Source organism: Martelella sp. FLE1502, assembly GCF_053484255.1.
In genome coordinates, this window is the sequence record NZ_JBAKFQ010000001.1 from 283,874 (window position 1) to 306,819 (window position 22,946).

At 62.6% G+C, this 22,946-nt stretch carries 16 protein-coding genes; 7 read left to right on the forward strand and 9 right to left on the reverse strand.

Going from position 1 to position 22,946, the window contains the following annotated elements:
• The first annotated feature begins 9 nt into the window (after positions 1-9).
• Positions 10-1,503, forward strand: a complete 1,494-nt coding sequence (locus tag V6767_RS01315) for an AMP nucleosidase (protein WP_448471756.1) — start codon at positions 10-12, stop codon at positions 1,501-1,503.
• On the opposite strand, the gene V6767_RS01320 is transcribed toward V6767_RS01315, so the two are convergent.
• Both V6767_RS01320 and V6767_RS01325 read right to left on the reverse strand, forming a co-directional pair.
• Positions 1,504-2,409 carry a diacylglycerol/lipid kinase family protein gene (locus V6767_RS01320; RefSeq protein ID WP_448471757.1) on the reverse strand — a complete coding sequence of 302 codons (906 nt, stop codon included), beginning with the start codon at positions 2,407-2,409 and terminating at the stop codon, positions 1,504-1,506.
• An 89-nt stretch (positions 2,410-2,498) separates the two neighbouring features.
• Positions 2,499-4,157, reverse strand: a complete 1,659-nt coding sequence (locus tag V6767_RS01325; protein WP_448471758.1) for an electron transfer flavoprotein-ubiquinone oxidoreductase — start codon at positions 4,155-4,157, stop codon at positions 2,499-2,501.
• Between the two features lie 230 nt (positions 4,158-4,387).
• Between V6767_RS01325 and V6767_RS01330 the strand changes: the two genes are divergently transcribed.
• From V6767_RS01330 to V6767_RS01340, 3 genes are all read left to right on the forward strand, one after another.
• Complete coding sequence (locus V6767_RS01330; RefSeq protein ID WP_448471759.1) at positions 4,388-5,176, forward strand: SDR family oxidoreductase; 789 nt, start codon at positions 4,388-4,390, stop codon at positions 5,174-5,176.
• A 10-nt stretch (positions 5,177-5,186) separates the two neighbouring features.
• Entirely contained in the window at positions 5,187-6,020 is an 834-nt protein-coding gene (locus V6767_RS01335; RefSeq protein WP_448471760.1) for a uracil-DNA glycosylase, read from the forward strand.
• Between the two features lie 144 nt (positions 6,021-6,164).
• Complete coding sequence (locus V6767_RS01340) at positions 6,165-6,356, forward strand: hypothetical protein (RefSeq protein WP_448429731.1); 192 nt, start codon at positions 6,165-6,167, stop codon at positions 6,354-6,356.
• A gap of 114 nt (positions 6,357-6,470) precedes the next feature.
• On the opposite strand, the gene V6767_RS01345 is transcribed toward V6767_RS01340, so the two are convergent.
• Both V6767_RS01345 and V6767_RS01350 read right to left on the reverse strand, forming a co-directional pair.
• On the reverse strand, positions 6,471-7,760 hold the full coding sequence (locus V6767_RS01345; protein ID WP_448471761.1) for a hypothetical protein: 1,290 nt from the start codon (positions 7,758-7,760) through the stop codon (positions 6,471-6,473).
• Between the two features lie 149 nt (positions 7,761-7,909).
• Complete coding sequence (locus tag V6767_RS01350; protein ID WP_448471762.1) at positions 7,910-8,743, reverse strand: hypothetical protein; 834 nt, start codon at positions 8,741-8,743, stop codon at positions 7,910-7,912.
• Between the two features lie 485 nt (positions 8,744-9,228).
• On the opposite strand from V6767_RS01350, the gene V6767_RS01355 reads away from it, so the two are divergent.
• A complete protein-coding gene (locus tag V6767_RS01355) occupies positions 9,229-10,509 on the forward strand; it encodes an MFS transporter (RefSeq protein ID WP_448471763.1) in 1,281 nt (426 codons plus the stop codon).
• 6 nt (positions 10,510-10,515) lie between these two features.
• Here V6767_RS01355 and V6767_RS01360 read toward each other — a convergent pair whose 3' ends face one another.
• A complete protein-coding gene (locus V6767_RS01360) occupies positions 10,516-11,460 on the reverse strand; it encodes a DMT family transporter (protein WP_448471764.1) in 945 nt (314 codons plus the stop codon).
• Between the two features lie 164 nt (positions 11,461-11,624).
• On the opposite strand from V6767_RS01360, the gene pepN reads away from it, so the two are divergent.
• Together pepN and V6767_RS01370 are read left to right on the forward strand one after the other, a co-directional pair.
• On the forward strand, positions 11,625-14,267 hold the full coding sequence (gene pepN, locus V6767_RS01365) for an aminopeptidase N (RefSeq protein ID WP_448471765.1): 2,643 nt from the start codon (positions 11,625-11,627) through the stop codon (positions 14,265-14,267).
• 227 nt (positions 14,268-14,494) lie between these two features.
• Positions 14,495-16,138: a PAS domain-containing protein gene (locus V6767_RS01370; RefSeq protein ID WP_448471766.1), complete on the forward strand. Its 1,644-nt coding sequence runs from the start codon at positions 14,495-14,497 to the stop codon at positions 16,136-16,138.
• Positions 16,139-16,144: 6 nt separating this feature from the next.
• Here the strand turns inward: V6767_RS01370 and V6767_RS01375 are convergent, their stop codons facing one another.
• The 4 genes from V6767_RS01375 to V6767_RS01390 all read right to left on the reverse strand — a co-directional run bounded on the left by V6767_RS01375 (position 16,145) and on the right by V6767_RS01390 (position 22,937).
• Entirely contained in the window at positions 16,145-19,099 is a 2,955-nt protein-coding gene (locus V6767_RS01375; RefSeq protein WP_448471767.1) for a bifunctional [glutamine synthetase] adenylyltransferase/[glutamine synthetase]-adenylyl-L-tyrosine phosphorylase, read from the reverse strand.
• Positions 19,100-19,159: 60 nt separating this feature from the next.
• Positions 19,160-20,584 carry an ATP-binding protein gene (locus V6767_RS01380; RefSeq protein WP_448471768.1) on the reverse strand — a complete coding sequence of 475 codons (1,425 nt, stop codon included), beginning with the start codon at positions 20,582-20,584 and terminating at the stop codon, positions 19,160-19,162.
• A gap of 3 nt (positions 20,585-20,587) precedes the next feature.
• Positions 20,588-21,277: a response regulator transcription factor gene (locus tag V6767_RS01385; RefSeq protein WP_448471855.1), complete on the reverse strand. Its 690-nt coding sequence runs from the start codon at positions 21,275-21,277 to the stop codon at positions 20,588-20,590.
• A 121-nt stretch (positions 21,278-21,398) separates the two neighbouring features.
• On the reverse strand, positions 21,399-22,937 hold the full coding sequence (locus V6767_RS01390; protein WP_448471769.1) for a Do family serine endopeptidase: 1,539 nt from the start codon (positions 22,935-22,937) through the stop codon (positions 21,399-21,401).
• Positions 22,938-22,946: the final 9 nt, after the last annotated feature.

A 22,946-nucleotide genomic window follows, 5' to 3' on the forward strand; every position in this document is an offset into this window, starting at 1 on the left:
GGTGACACAATGCGCGACTATGAACCTCTGGCAGCAAGAATCATCAGCCCGGACCGTCAGGAACCGCAGAGCTTCACCGATGCGCGCGAGGCGGTGAAGGCGCTGCAGGCGCTTTACACGCGCAACACCCGGTTTCTGATCGATGCCTTCGTGGCGCTGGCCGGCGGCGCGCCGATCGAGGGACGCTACCGCGCCTTCTATCCGCAGATCAGCATCGAGACGGGAAGCTACGGCCTTACCGATTCGCGCCTTTCCTTCGGCCATGTCGCAACGCCCGGGCAATATGCGACCGCGATCAGCCATCCCGATCTGTTCGAGGACTATCTGATCGCCCAGCTTTCGCTGCTGATCAAGAACCACGGCGTGCCAGTGACCGTTGGCGAATCGGAAACGCCGATCCCGCTCCATTTCGCCTTCGGTGAGAACACCCATGTCGAGGCCGACCTCGCGGCGCTTGCCGATGTACCGCTGCGCGATATTTTCGACACGCCGGACCTCAACACCACCGACGACCTGATCGCCAATGGCGACTACGAGCCGGAGCCCGGTAAACCGCAGCCATTAGCGCCGTTCACCGCGCAGCGCGTCGATTATTCGCTGGCCCGGCTCAGCCATTATACGGCGACCAGTTCGGCACATTTCCAGAATTTCGTGCTGTTCACCAACTATCAGTTCTATGTCGACGAGTTCTGCGCCTTTGCCCGCGAGACCATGGCCAAGGGCGGTGAGGGCTATACCGCCTTCGTCGAGCCCGGCAATGTCATCACCCGTCCGGGCGAGGTCGAACCGGAGGAAGGCCGCGGCGGACGCATGCCGCAAATGCCGGCCTATCACCTGAAGCGGGGCGACAATTGCGGGATCTCGATGGTCAATATCGGCGTCGGCCCCTCCAACGCCAAGACGATCACCGATCATATCGCGGTGCTGCGCCCGCATGCCTGGCTGATGCTCGGCCATTGCGCGGGGCTGCGCAACAGCCAGAAACTGGGCGATTATGTGCTGGCCCACGCCTATGTGCGTGAGGATCACGTGCTCGACGACGACCTGCCGGTCTGGGTGCCGATCCCGGCGCTGGCGGAGGTGCAGCTCGCGCTGGAAGAAGCCGTGGCCGAGGTGACAGGTCTGGAGGGCTACGAACTGAAGCGGGTGATGCGCACCGGCACTGTGGCGACCATCGACAACCGCAACTGGGAGCTTTCCCACCAGAGCGGGCCGGTCAAGCGGCTGTCGCAGTCGCGCGCGATCGCGCTCGATATGGAATCAGCGACGATTGCCGCCAACGGCTTCCGCTTCCGCGTTCCCTACGGCACGCTTCTGTGCGTCTCCGACCGGCCGTTGCATGGCGAACTGAAACTGCCAGGCATGGCGACGGCGTTTTACACGACGCAGGTGCGCCAACACCTCCACATCGGCATCAAGGCGGTGCAGAAGCTCGCGGCGATGCCGCCCGAAAGACTGCATTCGCGCAAGCTCAGAAGCTTTTACGAGACGGCTTTTCAGTAATCAGCGCAGATCGCTGCCGTCCGGCACGATCACATGGACCGCGCCGGGGTGCTGCTCGATGACCGCGTGATCGATCACGTCGATGAGATCGCCATCCAGCGACTGGTCCATGTCGCTATCGGCGAAATCGAGCGTGATCCGGTCTGCCTCGAACAGGGTGATATGCTCGCTGTCCTCGAGATGGCCGGTGAGATAGTCCATCGCGAAGCCGACCACATTGTCGAAATAGCTCGCCTTTACGAGGTAAACGCCGAGCTTGCCGCCCTGGGGACGGTCGGAAAACGGCACCGGATTGTTGTGAATGCGGTTGTTGGAAATGCCGAGCAGGGCGAAACTGCCCTCTCCGTCGCCATGCTCGCTTTGATATTTCACCCGGATACTGGGCACCTGTCTCAACGTGTCGAACCAGGCGCGGGTGCTGGCGGAAATCTTGCCCAGCCGCGAATCATAGTCGAGCTTTTCCCGGTTCTTGATCATGGTGGCATGGAGGCCGACGGAAAACTGGTGAATGAAGGGCCGGTCGTTGATCGTCGGCATGTCGACGCGCACGGGCCTGCCATTGGCAAGCTCCTGCAGCGCCTCCTCGATATCGAGCGAGATGCCGAGGCTGCGGGCGAACAGGTTCATGGTGCCGGCCGGAACCACGCCCAGGAGCTTGTTCTTGCCATGCAGGAAACCGGCGGCCAGCGACACCGTGCCATCGCCGCCGCCGACGATCATGCCGTCAAAGCCCGAGCCTTCTGCGGTCTTCGCGATCGCCTGCTTGACCTCCTTGCCCGCGACGATATCGCAGTCGAACTCATGGCCGGCATCGGTGAAGATATCGGTCGCCAGCCTGTGGAACGCGTCCATATCGGTGGTTTTGAAGGTGCCGCCATCGCGGTTGAAAATGCCCTTGAGACGCATTCGATTTCCCTGGAAAGGTTGATGCACAATAACGCCGGGCATGTCGCGATGGTTCCGGTCCGGCGCCGGGTGGCGCCGGATGCCGTTATCTACATGTTGGGATAAACCGGCCCCTCGCCCCCTTGCGGCGGCGTCCAGACGATATTCTGGTTGGGATCCTTGATATCACAGGTCTTGCAGTGCACGCAGTTCTGGGCGTTGATGACGAAGGTTTCCTCGCCATCCTTTTCCACCCATTCATAGACGCCCGCCGGACAGTAGCGGCTGGACGGGCCGGCATAGACCTCAAGCTCGGAGCGCTTCTGGAGCGCCATGTCCTTGACCTTGAGGTGGACCGGCTGGTCCTCCTCGTGGTTGGTGTTGGACAGAAATACCGATGACAGCCGGTCGAAGGTCAGGACCCCGTCGGGCTTGGGATAATCGATCGGCTTATGTTTGGCCGCCGGCTCCAGCGCTTCGGCATCGGTCTTGCCGTGCTTGATCGTTCCGAACAGCGAGAAGCCGAAAATCGTATTCATCCACATGTCGAAACCGCCGAGCGCGATGCCAGTATAGGTGCCGAATTTCGACCAGAGCGGCTTGACGTTGCGGACACGCTTCAGGTCCTTGCCGATGGCGCTTGCGCGCCAGTCCGCCTCGATCTCGGCGACCTCGTCATTGCTGCGGCCGGCCGCAAGCGCCTCGGCGATGCGATCGGCCGCCAGGATGCCGGAGAGCACGGCGTTGTGCGAGCCCTTGATGCGCGGCACGTTGACGAGGCCGGCCGAACAGCCGATCAGCGCGCCGCCGGGGAAGGAGAGCTTCGGCACCGATTGATAGCCGCCCTCGGTGATTGCCCGCGCGCCGTAGGAAACCCGCTTGGCGCCCTCGAAGGTGGGCGCGATCCTGGGGTGGGTTTTGAACCGCTGGAACTCCTCGAAGGGATAGAGATAGGGGTTCTTGTAATTCAGGTGGACGACGAAGCCGACAGCGACCTGGTTGTCCTCCAGATGATAGAGGAAGGAGCCGCCCCCGGTCTTGCCATCGAGCGGCCAGCCGAAGGAATGTTGCACGAGGCCCGGCTTGTGGTTTTCCGGTTTTACCTGCCAGAGTTCCTTGAGGCCGATGCCGAATTTCTGCGGCTCGCGATCGGTATCGAGCTTGAACTTCGCGATCAGCTCCTTGGCCAGCGAACCGCGAACGCCCTCGCCGATCAGCACATATTTGCCATGCAGCTCCATGCCGCGGGTGAAGTTCGGGCCCGGTGTGCCGTCGCGTTCCACGCCCATGTCGCCGGTGGCCACGCCCTTGACCGCGCCGTTTTCATCGTAAAGCACTTCGGCGGCGGCGAAGCCGGGATAGATTTCGACGCCGAGCGCCTCGGCCTTTTCGCCGAGCCAGCGACAGACATTGCCGAGCGATACGACATAATTGCCGTGATTGTTCATCAGCGGCGGCATCAAGAAATTGGGTAGCGTGAGCGATCCGGCAGGGCCGAGCAGCAGGAACTGATCCTTGGTCACCGGCGTCTTGAACGGGTGGTCTTCCTCCTCCCGCCAGCCCGGCAGGAGCCGGTCGATGCCCGAGGGATCGACGACCGCTCCGGACAGGATGTGCGCGCCGACTTCCGCGCCCTTTTCCAGCACGACGACGCTGAGGTCCTCGTTGATCTGTTTGAGGCGGATCGCGGCGGCAAGACCAGCGGGGCCCGCTCCCACGATCACCACGTCGAATTCCATGCTTTCGCGTTCCGGTAGGTCTTCGTTCATGCGTATCCTCTTTCCCGGCCGGCCTCGTCCGGCGCGCCGACAAGGTATCGTAATGATTGCAGCATTTTCCAGCGGCAAATGCTGCAAATCTCAATAAAACCGATTTGATAGGCGCGTGTGATAACGTCCGATAGTGATTGAAACACGACGGCGCGAGAGGCTATGGTGCGGCAACCCATCCGGCCCGATTGGCCGTTCGATCCCGTTACGCTGTTCACAAGGAGTTCGCCATGGATCTCGGTATTGCCGACAAGAAGGCCGTTGTACTCGCCTCCTCGCGGGGCCTTGGCGCCGGCATCGCGGAGGCGCTGGCCAAGGAGGGCGCCCATGTGCTGCTGTGCGGGCGGACGGAAGACCGCCTCGCACAGAACTGCAAGGTGATCAACGACACCACGCCGGGCAAGGCCGATTACGTCATCGCCGATCTCGCCGCCGAAAACGTGGTCGATACGCTGATGGAGGCGATTGCGGAGAAACTCGGCGGGGCGGACATCCTCGTCAACAATTCCGGCGGGCCGACGCCGGGAACGGTGGCCGACATGACGCCCGAAAAACTCGACAGGTTCTTCAATTCCATGGTCGCGCCGATCATCGCGCTGACCAACCGGCTCATTCCGCACATGAAGGAAAAGGGCTGGGGCAGAATCGTCACCGTGGCGTCGGGCGGCGTGCAGGAGCCGATCCCCAATCTCGCGCTTTCCAATACGCTGCGCTCCGCCCTTGTCGGCTGGAACAAGACGCTTTCAAGCGAGGTCGCCGCCTCGGGAATCACCGCCAACCTTCTGCTGCCGGGCCGCATCCACACCGACCGCATCGACGAACTGGACCATGCGAACGCCGAGCGCAGCGGCAAGAGCCTTGCCGAGGTGCGCAAGGGCACGCTGACCGCGATACCGGCGGGTCGGCTGGGACGGGTGGAGGAGTTCGCGGCGATCGCGACCTTCCTGTGCTCGCAGCAGGCAAGCTACCTGACCGGCAGCCTCGTGCGCTGCGATGGCGGCGCGACGCGCAGCATCTGACGGGAGCATCATGACCACCGCCAGCGCGCTCACAGCCCGGGAAGCCGCAGCCCTCCTCAGCTTCTACGCCGATGCCGGCGTAGATGCGATGCTGGAGGATGAGGCGACGGACCTGACCCGGCTCGCCGCCGAGAAGGCCGAGGCGGCGCGCGCCGAGCCCGAACCACGGGCGGAGGCGGCGAAGACTAAGGCGCGCGCGCCCGACCCGCCAAGAGCGGCGCCGGCCGTTCATACGACCATCCCGGATGACAAGGCGGTTTCCGATGCGGGTTTTGCCGCCGAGAGCGCCCGTTCGCTGGCAGAGCTTGCCGAGATCGTCCAGGGGTTCACCGGCTGTAATCTGAAGCAGAATGCCCGATCGACCATCCTTCTGGAAAAGATGCCGGAAAGCGGGATACTGATGGTCTGCGGCTTCCCCACCGGCGAGGACGACAAGGCGGGCGCCGCGCTTTCCGGGCCAGCCGGCGGCTTGTTCGAACGCATGCTGGCCGCGATCGGGCTGTCGCGCGCCGATGTCGGCGTCACCACCGCGCTGCCGTGGCGCACGCCCGGCGACCGCGCCCCGACCGCCTCCGAGGCGCAGATCTGCCAGCCCTTCCTCGAACGCCAGATCGCGCTGGCGGAACCGAAACTGCTGGTGACGCTCGGCAATTTTGCCTGCCGCATGACGATCGATCCGAACAAGACCGTGTTCGATCTTCGCGGAAGCTGGCACAGAAAGGAGATCGGCGGCCAGAGCTTCGAAACGCTCGTCACCTTCTCTCCCTCCGAACTGTTGGCCGCGCCCAAAAACAAGAAAGAGGCATGGCTGGACCTTCAGGCGCTCAGCGCCCGGCTCGGCTGACCGCCTTTTTCTTCATCAGTTTATTTACTGTTAATGCCGGCATGCGCCCACCGCATAGCAGCCCTCCGGCAGGTCCCATTGCTGCAATTGCGCGAAACTGAGATAACGCATCATGTCTTGGGAGGATCACAGGAACCAAGGCAGATGAAACCTACTGACGATATGGACGCCACTTTGATGCAGAACACACGCCTTTCGCTCGAGCTTGGACGTTCGACCAATGGTTACCATGGCCAGCGCGGCATTGACCGGGCGATTGCCAAGGGTTTTTCCAAGCTCGTCGGTCACCATGATGCCCGCGCGCTGCGGCCCGCGCCGCGCGCCCTCGGAGCCTGAGAAGCGCCCTTCTCCACGGCGAAGCGAGGCCTTCCGCCAAATTTTCAACGCGATATTTCATGACCCGAGAGTCGGCCGAAACGCCGGCTCTTTTTCGTGCGACGTCGGAGCGCTTCAAGCGTCGTGCGTGATTTCAACGGTCGTGCCGCTGGATATGCCAGAGCTGATCGAAAAGCCGAGACCAAGCGCCGCGGCCCGCTTCTGGGCCTCCACCAGCCCGGTATGCGAGATGCCGAGCGCGAGTTCCGGCTGCCTGAAGACGGCATCCAGCTCCTGCTCGCTGAGCCCGCGTCCGATATCGACGAATTTGGCGATGAACCCCTCGCGGCCGAGCGGCGACATGTCGATTCTGGCTTCGCAATAGGGCGGCGAGACCGCGATGGCGCGCTCCACCAGATGTCCGAACATCGCGGTGAGGGTGTCCTCATCGAGCCGGACATGTTTCTCGCCGTCGTCGATCTCGGTAACGAGCAGCAGGCTTTCCGAAACCGCGTCGCCGCGATGGCGATCGATCGCCGCGGACAAACATTTTGCCGGAGAGATCAGCGGCAGCTCATGGCTGCGTTCCTTCTCGTCTTTCACCGACTCGAATTCAGCATAGATGTCGCGCCGGCCGGGCGCCCAGCTTACCCGCTTCGCCACATCGTCCGGACCATTGGCCGGTTTTTCTCTGATAGCGCTATCAGCGTTATCTGTTAGCCGTTCTTCGACGCCTTCTGCTTCGTCATTCCAAACCGGCTTTGCAGTCTCGCCCGTAGGTAGAGTCTGCGGAGGCATGGACCGACCGTCTTCCGCCCGCGCCTGTTGCAGGCTCTTGCCCCCCTGCGCGGCAGACACGCGCCGGGCGTGGTTGTTCCATGGCATATGGTTGGCGAGCGGCGCGGCCTGTTGCGGTTGCTTGGACGTCGCGGGACGAGCGGTTTCGCGCGCGATCGGCTCTCGCCCGAAGTCCGGGTCGTCCACCTTCGGCATAGACGGCTGTCGCGCCGGGGCGCTCGCGGCAACGGGCGTTGCGACCACGCAAACGCCGTCGCGATGGCGCATTCGGGCAAGAGAAAGATTGACGGCGCGCGGGGGTGCGGCGGCCAGATCGGCGCGCACCTCTTCCAGACGGTTGCCCGGTTCGTCGCCCAGGACGCGCGCAAGCGCAAGATCGATGCGCGCCGCTCCATGAATATCAAACAGAGAGGCGAGCCGCGTCCCGCTCAGGTCGCGCGCCTTGTCGTCCGGTTCGAAAAACGTGATGGCGGCTTCATTGGCAAGTTCGATCACGCCGGCGGCATTGACCAGCAGTACGCTTTCAGGCGCCTGGTTGAGCGTCTGCACCACTTGTGCGTTGTCCGCTTTGCGCGGGACCTCGGAATTCATTAAGCGCACCCGATTATCTTCCCAATGCCGGTTCATATTGGCCAGCCTCCAGGGGTTTTCAACCTCGCAGCGGCTTGCCGCAGACAAAAGCCGAAGATTAAGGCTATTACATTACGGTCGCTCGGTAAATTGTGTCTTAAACAACGATTTTCGAAAAGAACGCGGCTCTACGCTCCATGCCCGTCTCAGGCGAAATGGGTGAAGGCCTCGTCGATGTGATGGGATTTTACCGCTTGCCAGCGGCAATATTCTTCGATGAACAGCCTGCCGATCCACATCTGGCTCTCGAATGGCCGGCGGCTCCAGCCGAGGACGCCGATCTCGATGGCCTTGTTCAAAATGCGCTGCAGATGGGTGCGGGATATGAAAATCCGCTCGGAAAGGCGCCGTGCATTGATCGGCGGTATCAGGTAGCGTTCGCCTTCAGGCGCACCAGCGCCGATCTGCGAGACAATGTGATCCATCACCATGCCGCCCGATATCGTGTTCTGCAAAAGAGCGACGCGCGGCGGCGGTTCGCGCCAGGCAGGGTCGTTCAGGCAGTTCCAGGCAAGGCGCGGCTGGATCGAAAAGACAATATCCGGCCTTTGCATCAACACGGACGCGCGGTTATGCCCATCAATTCCATCGAGCATTGCCAGATTGAGCCCCACCCATTCCATCAGCGCCGACTTCACGATCTCGGTGGGCTTCCAGTACCGCGGCCGGACGCGGCGGCTGTCGGGGTCGACTTCAATGAAGCCGTATTGCACGGATTCATTGATGAAAGCGCGGATCGTATTCGGGCTGGCGACCTTGAACGGGGTCAGCACCTCGATCAGACGGTTGACCGTCAGGCCGCCTTCATCGCCCCAGAAGAGTGCCAGCGCCGTCTGGGAGATCAGCCACCGACGCTGGGACGCGAGATTGGCGCCGAGGCGCTGGTTGGTGTGATAAACGTCCGCCAGGGCTTCACCATAATATGCAAGTGACGGCAGAAAACTTGGATGCGAACAAATGACGTCAACGGAAAGTGGCATGTCGTAGCTGAACCCGGGCGCATTATCTCGACCGGAGACTATGGTCCGATCGATTCCTTTTTTTGAAAACTTATACCAAGAGTCAATGATTAGGACCCATATGACCGGAGCGATTTTGAAAGCCGGCTAGGCGAAAGCCGCAGTCGTAGCCATAGTGACAGTGAGGACTTTCAACGACGCAGGCTTTCAAAAGCGCCCGGCCCTGAAAGGGTGCGGCTGGAATGGCCCCCGAGGGCGTCAAAATCCTTGCGCGATGCTACGGCATCGCTCTGCGGTATTTTCCTACTCGGATGGCCATTCCAGCGCGCATCATATGAGTTCTAATCATTGACTCTTGGTATTACGGACATCGCAGCCAAAAAGACAGTCACCTTTTCCGCCATGGCGGTTGCGGCATGGCCGGGAAAATCCTATAGGCCGGGCGTTGTCACGGGCCAGTCTCGAAGAGAGCCATCGAAACCCGTAACGGTCGGAGCGGATCGATCATGTTTGCCAGCCTGTTCTCCATCGCCAGCCTGATGCTGTCCACCTTCCTGATGATGGTGGGCTACGGGTTGATGAACTATCTGGTGCCGGTGCGCGCCGTTGCCGAAGGCTGGTCGCCGCTGCTGATTTCGCTGATCGCGACCGGCTACACGGTGGGCTTCACGCTCTCCTGCATCGTCACGCCGACACTCGTGCTGCGGGTCGGCCATGTGCGGGTGTTCGGCGCGTTGATAACGCTTCTGACGGCGGCAATTCTTGCAAGCTCGCTGATGGTGGAATGGCAGGTCTGGGTGGCGTTGCGCGCCGTTGCCGGCTTTGCCGTTGCCGGCTGCTATCTGGTGATCGAGAGCTGGCTCAACGAGCGGGTGACCAACGAGACCCGCGGATCGATGTTTTCGGTCTACATGATCGTAACGCTCGGCGGGGCGATTGCCGGGCAGTATCTGGTGCCGCTCGGCGATCCAAAAACGACGACGCTGTTCATCGTCTGCGGGATATTGTTCGCGATCTCGATCCTGCCGACCGCGCTGTCGACGGCGCAGTCCCCGGCCCCGATCGCCAAGGTTCAGCTCGGGCTCGGCAAGCTCTACAGCCGTTCTCCCGTTGCTTTCATCGGCGCGATCCTTGCCGGCATCCTGTCCGGCACCTGGAGCAGCCTCGGCGGCGTCTATACCACTGGCAGCGGGCTTTCGACCGGACAGGGCGCAACACTGCTTGCCTGCGTTCTGGCGGGCGGCGCGCTCGGTCAGATCCCGATCGGCAGGATTTCGGACCTTACAGACCGGCGCTACGTCATGATCGCTTGTGGGGCGGCCGGCGTGATTTCGGCCTTCGCGATGTTCTTCATGACGCCGCTGACGCCCAATCTGCTCTATATCACCGCCTTCATCGTCGGCTCGATGCTCTATCCAATCTACGCTCTGAACGTGGCCCATGCCAATGACCGCGCGGACCCGAGCGAATATGTGACGATCTCCAGTTCGCTGATGGTGCTTTACGGCCTCGGCACCGTCGCCGGGCCGCTGATCGGCGGCGGCGCGATGGAGTTTGCCGGCCCGCGCGGGCTGATGCTCTATCTCGCAGTCGGCTTTGCGATCTACGGCGCCTATGCCGGCTGGCGTGTATGGCGAGGCAACCCGACCGTGCACCCCGATGACCGCGCGGACTTCCATGCGATCGCCGTTCCGATGCGCGGTACCGACCCCGCCGGCAGTATCGCCGTGGATTACGAGGAGGAATACGATCCTTCGAGTTTCGACGAAAACGCCCGGACGGGATAGAGCCTATCAGTTGGGGGTCTGCGAGGACGAAACGCGGCGCAGGTTCCGGCGCTCGAGCCCGAGCTTGTGCTCGCGGTAGATGATGAATATGCCGGCGCCGACGACGATGACCGAGCCAGCCATGGTATTCAGGGTCGGTATCTCTCCGAAAACGAAAAGCGAGATCAGGATTCCGAAAATGATCGAGCTGTAATCGAAGGGCGCGATGGTGGAGGCGTCGGCGAAGCGGTAGGATTCGGTCATCATGATCTGCCCGGCGCCGCCGAACAGGCCGGAAGCGATCAGCAGCGCCAGCGGCAGCGCACCCAGATCGCCCCAGCCGAACGGCAGGGTCGCAAGCGAGATCAGGGCGGCGAAGGTGGAGAAGTAGAGCGCGATGGTCGGCCCGGTCTCGGTCACCAACAGCCTGCGCACCTGCACCATGGCCAGCGCGCCGAGGCAGGCGCCGGCAAGCACCATGACCACCGCCAGCGCCTCCGTCTCGCCTATCCCGCCCTGGCGGAACAGCGTCAGCTTGGGCCAGGAGATGATCAGCACGCCGAAGAGGCCCACCACCACCGCCGACCAGCGATAGATCCGCACGACCTCCCCCAGAAGCAGCGCTGCGAACACCACCGACAGCAGCGGCAGGGCATAGCCGAGCGCGATCACCTCCGGAAGCGGCAGGTGCATGAGGCCGTAAAACCCCATGCCCATGGAGGTGATGCCGATAAGGCTGCGGACGAAATGCCCGAAGGGGCGAGAGGTTCTGTAGGCGCCCTTCAGTTCACGACGCCAGGCGAGGTAGACAAGGATCGGCACGATGCCGAAGAGCGAGCGGTAGAAGGTCACCTGCCCCGGCGCGATGCCGCTGCCGGCAAGCTTGATGCAGGTCTGCATGCACAGGAAGGCGAGGATTGAAGACAGTTTCAGGATGATCCCACGGAGGGGATCGTCAGGCGCTTGCGGCATTTTCGGGTATTCTTCCCGTTCGGTGGGTGGGTACTAACAATAGGCCAGATAGGGCGGGAATGCACAGATTTCCCGTCGCGCAGTCAAAGATTTGCTTTTTTGAACATTCGGCGCTTTCTTAGCGCACAAATCGCTCAGGCGCAGTGAAAGAGAATGAGGCTACAATGCGTAACGACCGGACCGTCTATCTGAAAGACTATCGCCAGACGGACTTCATCATCGAAAGCGTGGATCTGATTTTCGAACTGGGAGAGGTACTGACGACGGTCGGCTCGCAGATAAGGATGAAGCGCCGCCCGGGCGTCTCGCCCGACGCCCCGCTCGAATTTGTCGGCGACGGGCTTCAGCTTGCCGGCCTCGCGCTGGACGGAAAGCCGCTGCTGCCCGCGCGCTACGAGTGCACCTCCGACCATCTGACGATTAACGATCTGCCGGCCGACGACGCGTTCACGTTGACGATCAAGACCAATATCAATCCGACCGCCAACACGCAGCTTCTGGGCCTTTACCGCACCAATGGCGTCTATTCGACCCAATGCGAGGCGGAGGGCTTTCGCCGGGTCACCTATTTCTACGATCGGCCGGATGTGCTGACCGTTTATACGGTGACCATCATCGCCGACAAGGCGAAGAACCCGCTGCTTCTGTCCAACGGCAATCTTGTCGAGGAACGCGACCTTGGCGACGGCCGGCATCTGGCGAAATGGCACGACCCCTTCCGCAAACCCTCCTACCTGTTCGCGCTGGTGGCCGGCGACCTGGCGATGATCGAGGATCGTTTCACCACCATGTCGGGCCGCGCGGTGACGCTGCGCATCTATGTCGAACACGGCAAGGCGGAACGCGCCGGCTATGCGATGGATGCGCTGAAACGCTCCATGAAATGGGATGAGGAACGGTTCGGGCGCGAATATGATCTCGACATCTTCATGATCGTCGCGGTCTCCGACTTCAACATGGGCGCGATGGAGAACAAGGGTCTCAACATCTTCAACGACCGGCTGATCCTGGCCGACCCGAAAACGGCCACCGATGACGATTACGCCCGCATCGAGGCGGTGGTGGCCCACGAATATTTCCACAACTGGACCGGCAACCGCATCACCTGCCGCGACTGGTTCCAGCTCAGCCTGAAGGAGGGGCTAACCGTCTACCGCGAGCACGAGTTCTCGGCCGACCAGCGGTCGCGGCCGGTGGTAAGGGTGGATGAGGTCAAGTTCCTGAGGGCGCACCAGTTTCCCGAGGATGGCGGCCCCCTCGCCCACCCGGTGCGGCCGACGCAGTACATGGAGATCGACAATTTCTACACGACCACCGTCTACGAAAAGGGTTCCGAAGTCAGCCGCATGATCGCGACGCTGCTCGGAGAAGACGGGTTCCGCAAGGGCCTCGACCTGTTCTTCGAGCGCCATGACGGCGGCGCGGTGACGATCGAGGACTATCTGAAGTGCTTCGAGGATGCGACCGGCCGCGACCTTTCCCATTTCGCGCTCTGGTACCATCAGGCCGGAACGCCGGTGATCGGCGCGCGCAGTACCTATAACGCGGCAGAGGGGCGGCTGGAACTCACACTGTCGCAGAGCACCCCGCCCACACCCGGCGAGAGCGACAAGAAGCCGCTCCACATTCCCCTGCGCGTCGGGCTTATCAGCCCGAATGGCGACGACATGGAACCGTCTTCCGTTAGCGGCGGAGAGCGCACCGGCGATGTGCTGCATCTGACGGAAAGCGAACAGACCTTCGTGTTCGAGGGCCTCGGGGCGAAGCCGGCGATCTCGCTCAACCGCGATTTTTCCGCGCCCGTGCGGGTGCGGTTCGATCAGCCGCGCGAGGATCGGCTGAAAATCGCGGGAGCGGAAAGCGACCTTGTGGCGCGCTGGGACGCGATCAACGGGCTGGCGCTGGAGGTGCTTGTCCATGCCACGGCAGCAGTGAGGGCCGGACGCAGCGTGGATACCGACAGCGCCCTCGCCTCGATCCTGATCGAGACGGCGGAGGACAGCAGCCTTGAGCCGGCCTTCCGCGCGCTGGCGCTGACGTTGCCGAGCGAACTCGATATCGGCCGCGAGATCGGCGAGGACGTGGACCCGGATGCGATCCACCTTGCCCGCAAGGCGGTGTTTTCGGCAATCGCCAATTCCGGGCGCGCATCATTCGCCAGGCTCGTGGAGGAACTGCGGGAAGACAACGGCTTCAGTCCGGATGCGGACAGTGCGGGACGCCGCGCGCTTCGTAATACGGCGCTCGCCTATCTCGCCGAAGCCGAACAGTCGCCGCTGCCGGCGCAGCGCGCCTATGACGCGGCGACCAACATGACGGATATGATTGCAGCACTTCGCATACTGGCGCACCAGTTTCCGGGCAGCGCGGAAACTGGCGCCGTGCTTGCCGACTTCCGTCAGCGTTTCGACGGCGAGCCGCTGGTGCTCGACAAATGGTTTACCGCTCAGGCGACCGTTCCCGGCGAAGCCACGCTGGACCGGGTGGCCGAATTGATGGGCGATCCGGCGTTCGATGAGGGCAACCCCAACCGCGTGCGCGCACTGATCGGCGCTTTCGCCTCCTCCAATCCCACCGGCTTCAACTGCCCGGATGGAGCAGGTTATCGGTTCTTCGCGAATTTCATCCTCGCCACCGACCCGCGCAACGCCACGCTGACGGCGCGGATGATGACGGCCATGCGGTCGTTCCAGTCGCTTGAAGCCGGACGGCGCGAGAAGGCGCGGGCGGAGATTGAACGCATTGCGAACCAGGAAGACCTTTCCCGCAACCTGCGCGATATCGTCAACCGCATGTTGAAAAGCTGACGGAGGGCTTGCAAAAAAGTGCGTTCGGAGTCCTTGCCTTCGTAACCCGTAACGCTAGCAGGCCGCCAATAGCGGGATGTCGGAAGGACCGCGAACACAAAAAAGCCTTTTTATGCTTATGGTTAACAAAAGGTTCCCTATGGGCGCTGGACAAGGCGAATCACGTTTGATTCACTAGGGCAGATTCGCAAAGGCGGTTTGCCGAATCACACGAGGGAACCAGACCAATGAAAAGATCGGACATGTGGGAACGCCCCACAGTCAACGGGAAGTTGCGCGCTCATGCGGGGACACAGCGGGTTTTCACCGCGGCGCAGCAGGCGGGTTTTGTCGGCCTCGGCGGCTTCAGTCTGATTGAACGGCCGGCCATCGAACGGATCCTGAAGAAGTCCATTCCCCTTCTCATCATTGCCTTTCTCATCAGCGTGGCGGCGGCGCGCGGTCTGTCGCTGATCTCGAGCCATGAGCGGATGGAAGATGCCGTCCGCCAGGCGACCGAATTGACCTCCGCCATGGCACTCGCCGCGCTTGAGGACGAGCCTCGGCTGTTCGATCCGGCCAGCGCGGCCGAAACCGCTCAGGAACTGAACGCGCTTGTCGCAGCCGGTTCGGATACCGATCTGGTGGTGATCGACACCGCTGGCACTGTTCTGGCGGCGACCGGCGCCAGCGCGAGCCTGACCGGACGCCCGCTCGCCGCCGTCTTTCCCGAACTGACCTCGGCGCGCCCCAGCCGCTCTTCAGGCGGCGTCGTGGAAACGCATATCAATGGCGTGCCGTATCAGGTCTCCATGCATCTGGCGGGCAGCGATGGCGGCATGGTGATCGCACTGCATTCGATGCAGACGATGAACGCCCTGTGGCGGGCGGAGATCAATCTCAATGTCACGCTGTTTGCGGCGATGGCGATGCTGCTGCTGGTGGTGGTCTACGCCTATTACGCCCAGCTCAACCGCGCCGACCACACCACCGAACTGATGCTGGAAAACGAAGCGCGCCGCGACGGCATGCTGGCCAATGGCGAAACGGGCCTCTGGTCGTTCGACCCGCAGGCCGGCCTCACCTTTCTTGACGGCTCGGCCGCAATGGCGCTCGGCCTCGGCACCGCGCCGCGGCAGCTTGACCACAAGCAAATGCTTGCGCTGATCCATCCCGACGATCGCGCCGGCTTCTTCCGCAGGTTTGCGCCGGCAGATACCGGGCTTATCGAGGCGAGTTTCCGCCTCCGCCAGCATGACGGTCGCTACACCCGTATTGATATCCGCGCCCATGCCGGCCAGACCGACGGCAGGATCGCGGTCAGCGGCACGGCGATCCGCACGGCCAGCGCAAGCCGGCGGGAAGTCGAGACGGCCACGAAGCGCGCAAGCCTCTATCAGGCCGCGTTCGACGCCATGCCGCAGGCGCTGGCGCTCTGGGGCAAGGATGGACGCCTCGAGCTTGCGAATGCCAGCTTCGCCGCAGCCTATGGCGTAGACGGCAGCGCCCGCCGCGACAGCCTTGTCGCCGACGATGCCGTGGTGGTCCGCCGGATTTGCGGCGACAACGCCGTGTCGAGCGAGGTCAGAACGCCGGCCGGACACTGGCAGGCGGTGAGCGAAAGCCGGCTGCCGAATGGCGCACTGCTCACCGTCGGCTCCGACATCACCGCATTCAAAAGCGATGAATGCCGCCTTCAGGGCGAACAGGCAAGGCTGCGCGAAAAGGTCGCCGCCCTTGCCGCCGCGCGCCGCAGGCTGGAGCTGAAATGCGCCGCGCTCAATCGTGCGCTTGGCCGCGATATTCCGGTTCGTTACGATCCAGAAGCCGAGCTTTCGTCCGCACGGGCCAGCCGCGCAGCAGGGACGATCATCCGCAAGACCGTGGCGTAACGTCGGTTACGCCAGCGGCAACAGCTTTCTGAAGATCGAGCGCACCTCCTCAGCCGTATCGGTGATCAGCGCCTCCAGCGCTTCTATATCAGGGCAATCCGACAATTTGCAAAGCCGGTCCAGAAGTCCCGCTGGTGCGGTATCGGGCTTGAAGCCGGTGTTCAGGCAGGCGCGCGTGAGCTGAGCGATATCGGTGTAAAGCGCGAGCGCCTTTCGGCAGGCTTCGAGATCGCCCGCATTCATGAACTCGTGCCCGAACCGCACCAGCACGTCATCCGTACTCATCGCCTCGCCGCCGCCGGCCTTTTCCCGCGGCTGGTCGGAGCCGAGGTGGCAGAACTGGGCAATGAATTCGATATCGATCAGGCCGCCCGCGATCAGCTTCAGGTCCCAGATGCTTTTCGCCGGTTTGTCGCGCTCGATTCTCGCCCGCATTTCCGCGATATCCCGCGCCAGCGCTTCCCGGTCACGCGGCTTCACCAGAACCGCATCGATGACGGCGGCCGCGTCCTTCATCAGCGACGGATCACCGCACAGCGGGTGGGCGCGCGACAGCGCCATATGCTCCCAGGTCCAGGCGTCATTGAGTTGATATTTCTCGAAAGCCGCAAGACGGGTGGCAAGCGGTCCGGCATTGCCGGAGGGCCTCAGCCGCATGTCGACCTCGTAGAGCACGCCTTCCGCCGTAGGCGCGCTGAGCGCTGCCACCAGCCGCTGGGTCACACGCCCAAAGTAGCGCGGCGCGTCAAGCGATTTCGGGCCGTCGGAAGAGCCGAGCGGGTCGTCACAATCATAAAGCACAATCACATCGACATCCGAGCCGGCGGTCAGTTCCGCGCTGCCGAGCTTGCCCATGGCAAGCACCGCGACCCGCTGCCCCGCAAGCTTGCCGTGGCTCTGCTCGATCTCGGACAGCACGCCAGTCAGCGCCTCGTCGATCGCAAGCGTGGCCAGCACCGTCAGCGCCCGGCCGGCGGCGAAACCGCCGGTCGCGCCGGTCAACAGACGAATACCGATGAGGAAGCGCTGTTCGGCGGTGAATATCCTGAGGCGATCGAGCCGCTCCTCGTAGATTTCCGCGCCAGCCATGAAGGCTTCGAGGCGGCCTGCAAGATAATCGCGCGTAGGAATTTCGGTGAGCAGGGCCGGGTCGAGCATGCCGTCGACGATGTGGGCCCGTGCCGCGATGATTTCGGCGAGGCGCGGCGCGGCGGACATGATCTCGACGAACAGAAGAAGCAGGTTGGGATTGCTCTTGAGCAGCGAGAAAAGCTGGATGCCAGCAGGAAGCCCGGAGAGGAACCGGTCGAACCTCAGCAGCGCCTCGTCGGCGCGTCGACTGGCGCCGAAGGCCGCCAGCAGATCGGGCATGATCTCGGTCAGTCGCTGGCGGGCCTTGGTGCTCTGGGTGGCGCGATAGCGGCCATAATGCCAGGTGCGGATGATGCGCGCGATATCGGCCGGCCGCTCGAAACCGAGCTTCGAAAGCGTTTCGAGCGTGCCGGGGTCGTCATCCTCGCCGGTGAAGACGAGATTGCCGGTTTCACCGGACAGCGTCAGTTCCCGCTCGAACAGGCGGGCATAACGTTTCTCGACCGTTTTCAGGTTCGATACCAGCGCCGTCGCAAACTCATCGGTCGTCTTGAACCCACTCATGCGCGCGATCCGCAGCAGTTCGGCATCATCCTCGGGCAGGATGTGAGTCTGTTCGTCGCGCACCATCTGAATGCGATGCTCGACATCGCGCAGGAACCAGTAGGCGGTCTTCAGCTCATCCGCCGTCTGCTTGTCGACCCATCGGGCCTCGCGGAGGGCATCAAGGGCATCGACGGTGCGCCGGCAGCGCAATTGCGGCATGCGCCCGCCGGCAATCAGTTGCTGGGTCTGGGCGAAGAATTCGATCTCTCGAATGCCGCCGCGCCCGAGCTTGACGTTGTGGCCATGGACGGCGACGAGGCCAAAGCCCTTGTGCGCGTGGATCTGCCGCTTGATTGAATGGATATCGGCAATCGCCGCATAATCGAGATATTTGCGGAAGATGAAGGGTGCCAATTCGGCGAGGAAGGATTCGCCGGCGGCGATATCGCCCGCGATCGGCCTTGCCTTGATATAGGCGGCGCGTTCCCAGTTCTGGCCGCGGCTTTCGTAGTAGATCAGCGCCGCCTCGACAGGGATCGCGAGCGGCGTGGAGCCGGGGTCCGGCCGCAGGCGCAGGTCGGTGCGGAAAACATAGCCATCACCGGTGCGCTCCTGAAGGATGCGCACAAGCCGGCGCATCAGCTTGGGAAACAGCTCCCGCGCATCGTCGGGATCGATGATGATCTCCGCCTCCGGCTCGAAGAAGACGACGATATCGATGTCGGAGGAATAGTTGAGCTCGTTCGCGCCGAGCTTGCCCATGCCGAGCACCACGACGCCGGAGTTTTCCGAAGGGGTGTCCCGGGAGGATGGCAGCCTGATCTTGCCTTCGCCGGCGGCCGAGACCAGCAGATGGTCGAGCGTGGCGGCCACGGCGGCGGAGGCGAAGCGGCTCAGCAGATCGGTCGTGACTTCGGCTTCGAATATGCCTCCGAGATCGGCGAGCGCGGTGAGGAAGGCGACACGCTGCTTGGCGTGCCGGAGCCGCGTCATGATCTCGCCATCGCTTTGGGAGCCGTCTTCGACGATCCAGGCGTTACGCGCCTTTTCGATTTCGGCCTCGATCTGCGGGCCGATTGGCTCATCGATCCGGCCAAGCAGTTCGGGCCGGGAGCGGAAGGTGTCGTGGAGAAAGGGGGAGAGCGTGAAGGCGGCCGCGAGAAAGGCGGTTAAAGGGGCCTCGGCGTCGGCGAGGACGGCCGGGAGTACATGACTTTCGACCGCTTCGGCGAGTTCGCCCGCCGCTTCCCTTGATGCCGCCTCATCCAGCGCAAAGACGCGCCCTGCCGCACTGTCGGCCAAGCGACCCTCGGTCTCCTGCATAGCTTCCTCCGCAACTTCTTTTCTCCGCCTTAGCATTGACGGAGCGGAAGCAAAAGCCGCTCAGCGCGAACGATTGGCGGTGAGCGGAAAGCGAATGAGCGCGGCAAGACCGCCATAGCCCGGAACATACTGGCTGGCTTTGGCAAGCACGAATTTGCCGCCGTGCATGTCGGTCACGGCATCGACCATGGAGAGGCCAAGTCCGGTGCCCGGCTTGGTGCGGCTTTCATCCAGACGGAAGAACCGCCTTTTGACGTCCTCGATGCGATTGGCGGGAATGCCCGGTCCGTTATCGGCAACCATGAACACGGCATCCGCGCCCTCGCGTTTGAGCGACAGGTAGATACGCGGCTCGTTTTCGGAAGCCGAGGCGTATTTTATGGCATTGTCGAGGAGGTTGAAAATCGCCTGCCCGATCAGTTCGCGATTGCCGTTCACCGAAAGATCCTGCTCGATCGCGATCTCCAGCGTCATGCCGGCTTCCTCGGCCACCGGGCCGTAAAGCTCGGCGCTGTCCTCGACGATCGCCGAAAGGTTGACCGGCGACATCTCTGCCGCAACGGCGCCAGCCTCGACGCGGGAGATCATCAACAAGGCATTGAAGGTGCGGATGAGCTGGTCGGACTCGGTGATAATGCCTTCGAGCGAGGCGCGCCGCTCTTCCGGATCCTCGGCGGCGGCGGCATCGGCCGCCTTATTGCGAAGACGGGTCAGCGGGGTCTTGAGGTCGTGGGCGATGTTGTCGGAAACCTGCCTCAGCCCCTCGTTCAGACGGACGATGCGGTCCAGCATCAGGTTCAGCGAATTGGAGAGCCGGTCGAACTCATCACCGGAACCGGTTACGGGAAGGCGTTGGGACAGATCGCCGGCCATGATCTTGCCGCTCGCCGACGACATCCGGTCCATGCGCTTCAGCGCGTTGCGCCCGATTGCGAACCAGATCACCAGCGCCCCGACGCCCATGATGATCAGCGCCAGCAGCAAGGCCTGCCTGACGATGATATGCAGCCTTTCGGGGTCGCCCAGATCACGGCCGATCATCAGCTTCATGCCGTTGTCGAGCACGATCACATAGCCGATCGCCAGACTATAGCGGTCGCCCTTGTTGTTCTCGGCGAAGCCTTCATAGCGGAAGGGCGTATCGAGCCAACCCGCATTGTCCAGGACGCCGGGCTGTAGCGAGGCGACATTGCTTGCCAGGATTTCGCCCTGCGGACTGGCGATGACGTAGAGATTGGCCCCGGGCTGGCGCGCGCGCCGTTCGATCGTGTTGAACAGCCGGCGAATACCGCCGCTTTCGAATGAGGCATCAAGCTGGGCAATCTCCCGGTGGAGGGAATCCCGCATCTGCCGCTCGACCAGACTTTCGGAAACGGCGGTCACGTAGAACACCATCACCGCCGCGCAGAGCCCGAACAGCAGAATATAGACGGCGGAGAGACGCACCGCCGTCGACTTGAACAGAAGCTTCAGCCGCTCCCTCATCCGTTACGCATCATGCTTGATCATGTAGCCGGAGCCGCGAATGGTCTTCAGCAAGGGTTTGTCGAAGTCCTTCTCGATCTTGGAGCGCAGCCGCGAAACATGGACATCGATCACATTGGTCTGCGGATCGAAATGATAATCCCAGACATTTTCCAGAAGCATGGTGCGGGTAACGACCTGTCCGGCATTCTTCATCAGATATTCCAGCAGGCGATATTCGCGCGGCTGAAGCGTGATCTCGCGGCCCGCGCGGCGCACCTCATGCGAAAGACGATCGAGCTCCAGATCGCCCACCTTGTAGAGCACGTCGTGATCGGGCGCGCCCTTGCGCCGGCCGAGCACTTCGACGCGGGCGAGAAGCTCGCTGAAGGCATAGGGCTTGGGAAGGTAGTCGTCGCCCCCTGCCCTGAGGCCGGTCACCCGGTCATCGACCTGACCGAGAGCCGAGAGAATCAGCACCGGCGTGTTGATGCCGCGCGCCCTCAGCGCCGATATCACCGACAGCCCGTCGCGACGCGGCAACATGCGGTCGACGACGAGAACGTCGTATTCATTCTCGCTAGCCATGAACAGGCCGCTCTCGCCATCACCGGCATGCTCACAGGCAATGCCGGCCTCGCGAAAGGCCTTGGTCAGATAGGCAGCCGCCTCCAGATCGTCTTCGATGACAAGAACACGCATGCCGGGGACCATATCGCCATCGGCCTCGGTGTGACAAGCAGGCTCAACCGGCTCTTTGGAAAACATCTAAGGTCTCCTGAAACGGAAAAGGCGCATGCTTCCGCGATGCGCCTCCTCCAGTGCTGATGGGGGATCAGCCGGCGTCTTCGGCGTCGGTTTCCGTGGGCAGCGCGGTGAACATGCTGCCGTTTTCGGTTTCGACCTGGAACAGCGCCTGCTTGCGGCCCTGATCGGCGGCATCCTTGACCTGTTTCAGAATATCCGCAGCCGAGCTGACGTCCTTGTTATTGACGCTCAGGATCTTCTGTCCCGTTGCCAGGCCCTTGGTCGCGGCGTCGGAGTTCGGGTCCACTGCCGTGACCGTGACGCCCTTGCCGTCATCGGCGGGGCGAACCTCGATGCCGAGCTGGGTCATCAGCGAGCTTTCCGTCGGTCCGCTGAGGCCGTCAGCAGCGGCGATTTCATCCTCAGTCGGGAATTCGCCGAGCTTCACATCGATCGTCTGGGACTTTCCGTCACGCCAGACCGACAGCTCCACCTCGTCGCCCGGTTCCATCATGCCGATCATACGCGAAAGCGAACGGGCATCCTCGATCACGTCGCCATTCACCGCGGTAATCACGTCGCCCTGCTTCAGACCCGCCTTGGCGCCGGGGCTGTCACTGGTCGGCTCCGAGATGAGCGCGCCTTCCGGTTTCGCAAGTCCGATCGATTCGGCGATGTCCTCGGTGACGGGCTGGATACGAACGCCGAGCCATCCGCGCTCGACCACGCCATCATTGATGAGGTCGACAACGACGTCCTGGGCCAGGTGCGCAGGGATCGCGAAGGCAATGCCGACATTGCCGCCGGAAGGTGAGAAGATCGCGGTGTTGACGCCAACGACTTCACCGCTGAGGTCAAATGTCGGGCCGCCGGAGTTGCCGTGGTTCACCGCGGCATCAACCTGGATGTAATCATCATAGGGACCGGAGGCGATATCGCGGCCAAGCGCCGAAACGATGCCCGACGTGACCGTGCCGCCAAGGCCGAACGGATTGCCGACCGCGACAACCCAGTCGCCAACGCGAAGATTCTTGTCGTCCGCGAACTTCACGTAAGTGAATTCGCGATCGGCATCCACCTTGAGCACGGCGAGGTCAGTGCGGGGATCGGTGCCGATCAGCTTTGCGTCATACTCGGTGCCGTCATCCATACGTACCGAGAATGCGTCGCCTTCGCGCACAACGTGGTTGTTGGTGACAAGGTAGCCGTCCTCGGAGACGAAGAAGCCTGAGCCTTGCGCAACCGGACGCGGACCGCCCTTGCGCGGCTGCGGCGGCGGCGTGGGCTCATTCGGCGCACCGAAATCGTGGAAGAAGCGCTTGAGGGGGTGATCATCGGGAAGGTTGTCGAAACCGCGCCCGCCAAAGCCGAAACCGAAGCCGCCATCCTGCTGGGCGACCGGCTGGACGTTGCTTTCAACGACCACGGAGACAACCGCGGGCGAGACCGCTTCGACGACATCGGCAAATCCGGGGACTTCCGGAGCCTGAACATGAACGGGATCCGCAAGCGCTTCCGTTACCGTCAGGGGAGCGCCGGCGGAAAACAGCACGGCTGCGACGCCCGCAGCTGCCGAGGCTTTCAAGAGTGACCTGAACTTGTTTGGTCCGGTGGGCTGCTGGAACATAGGTCTGCT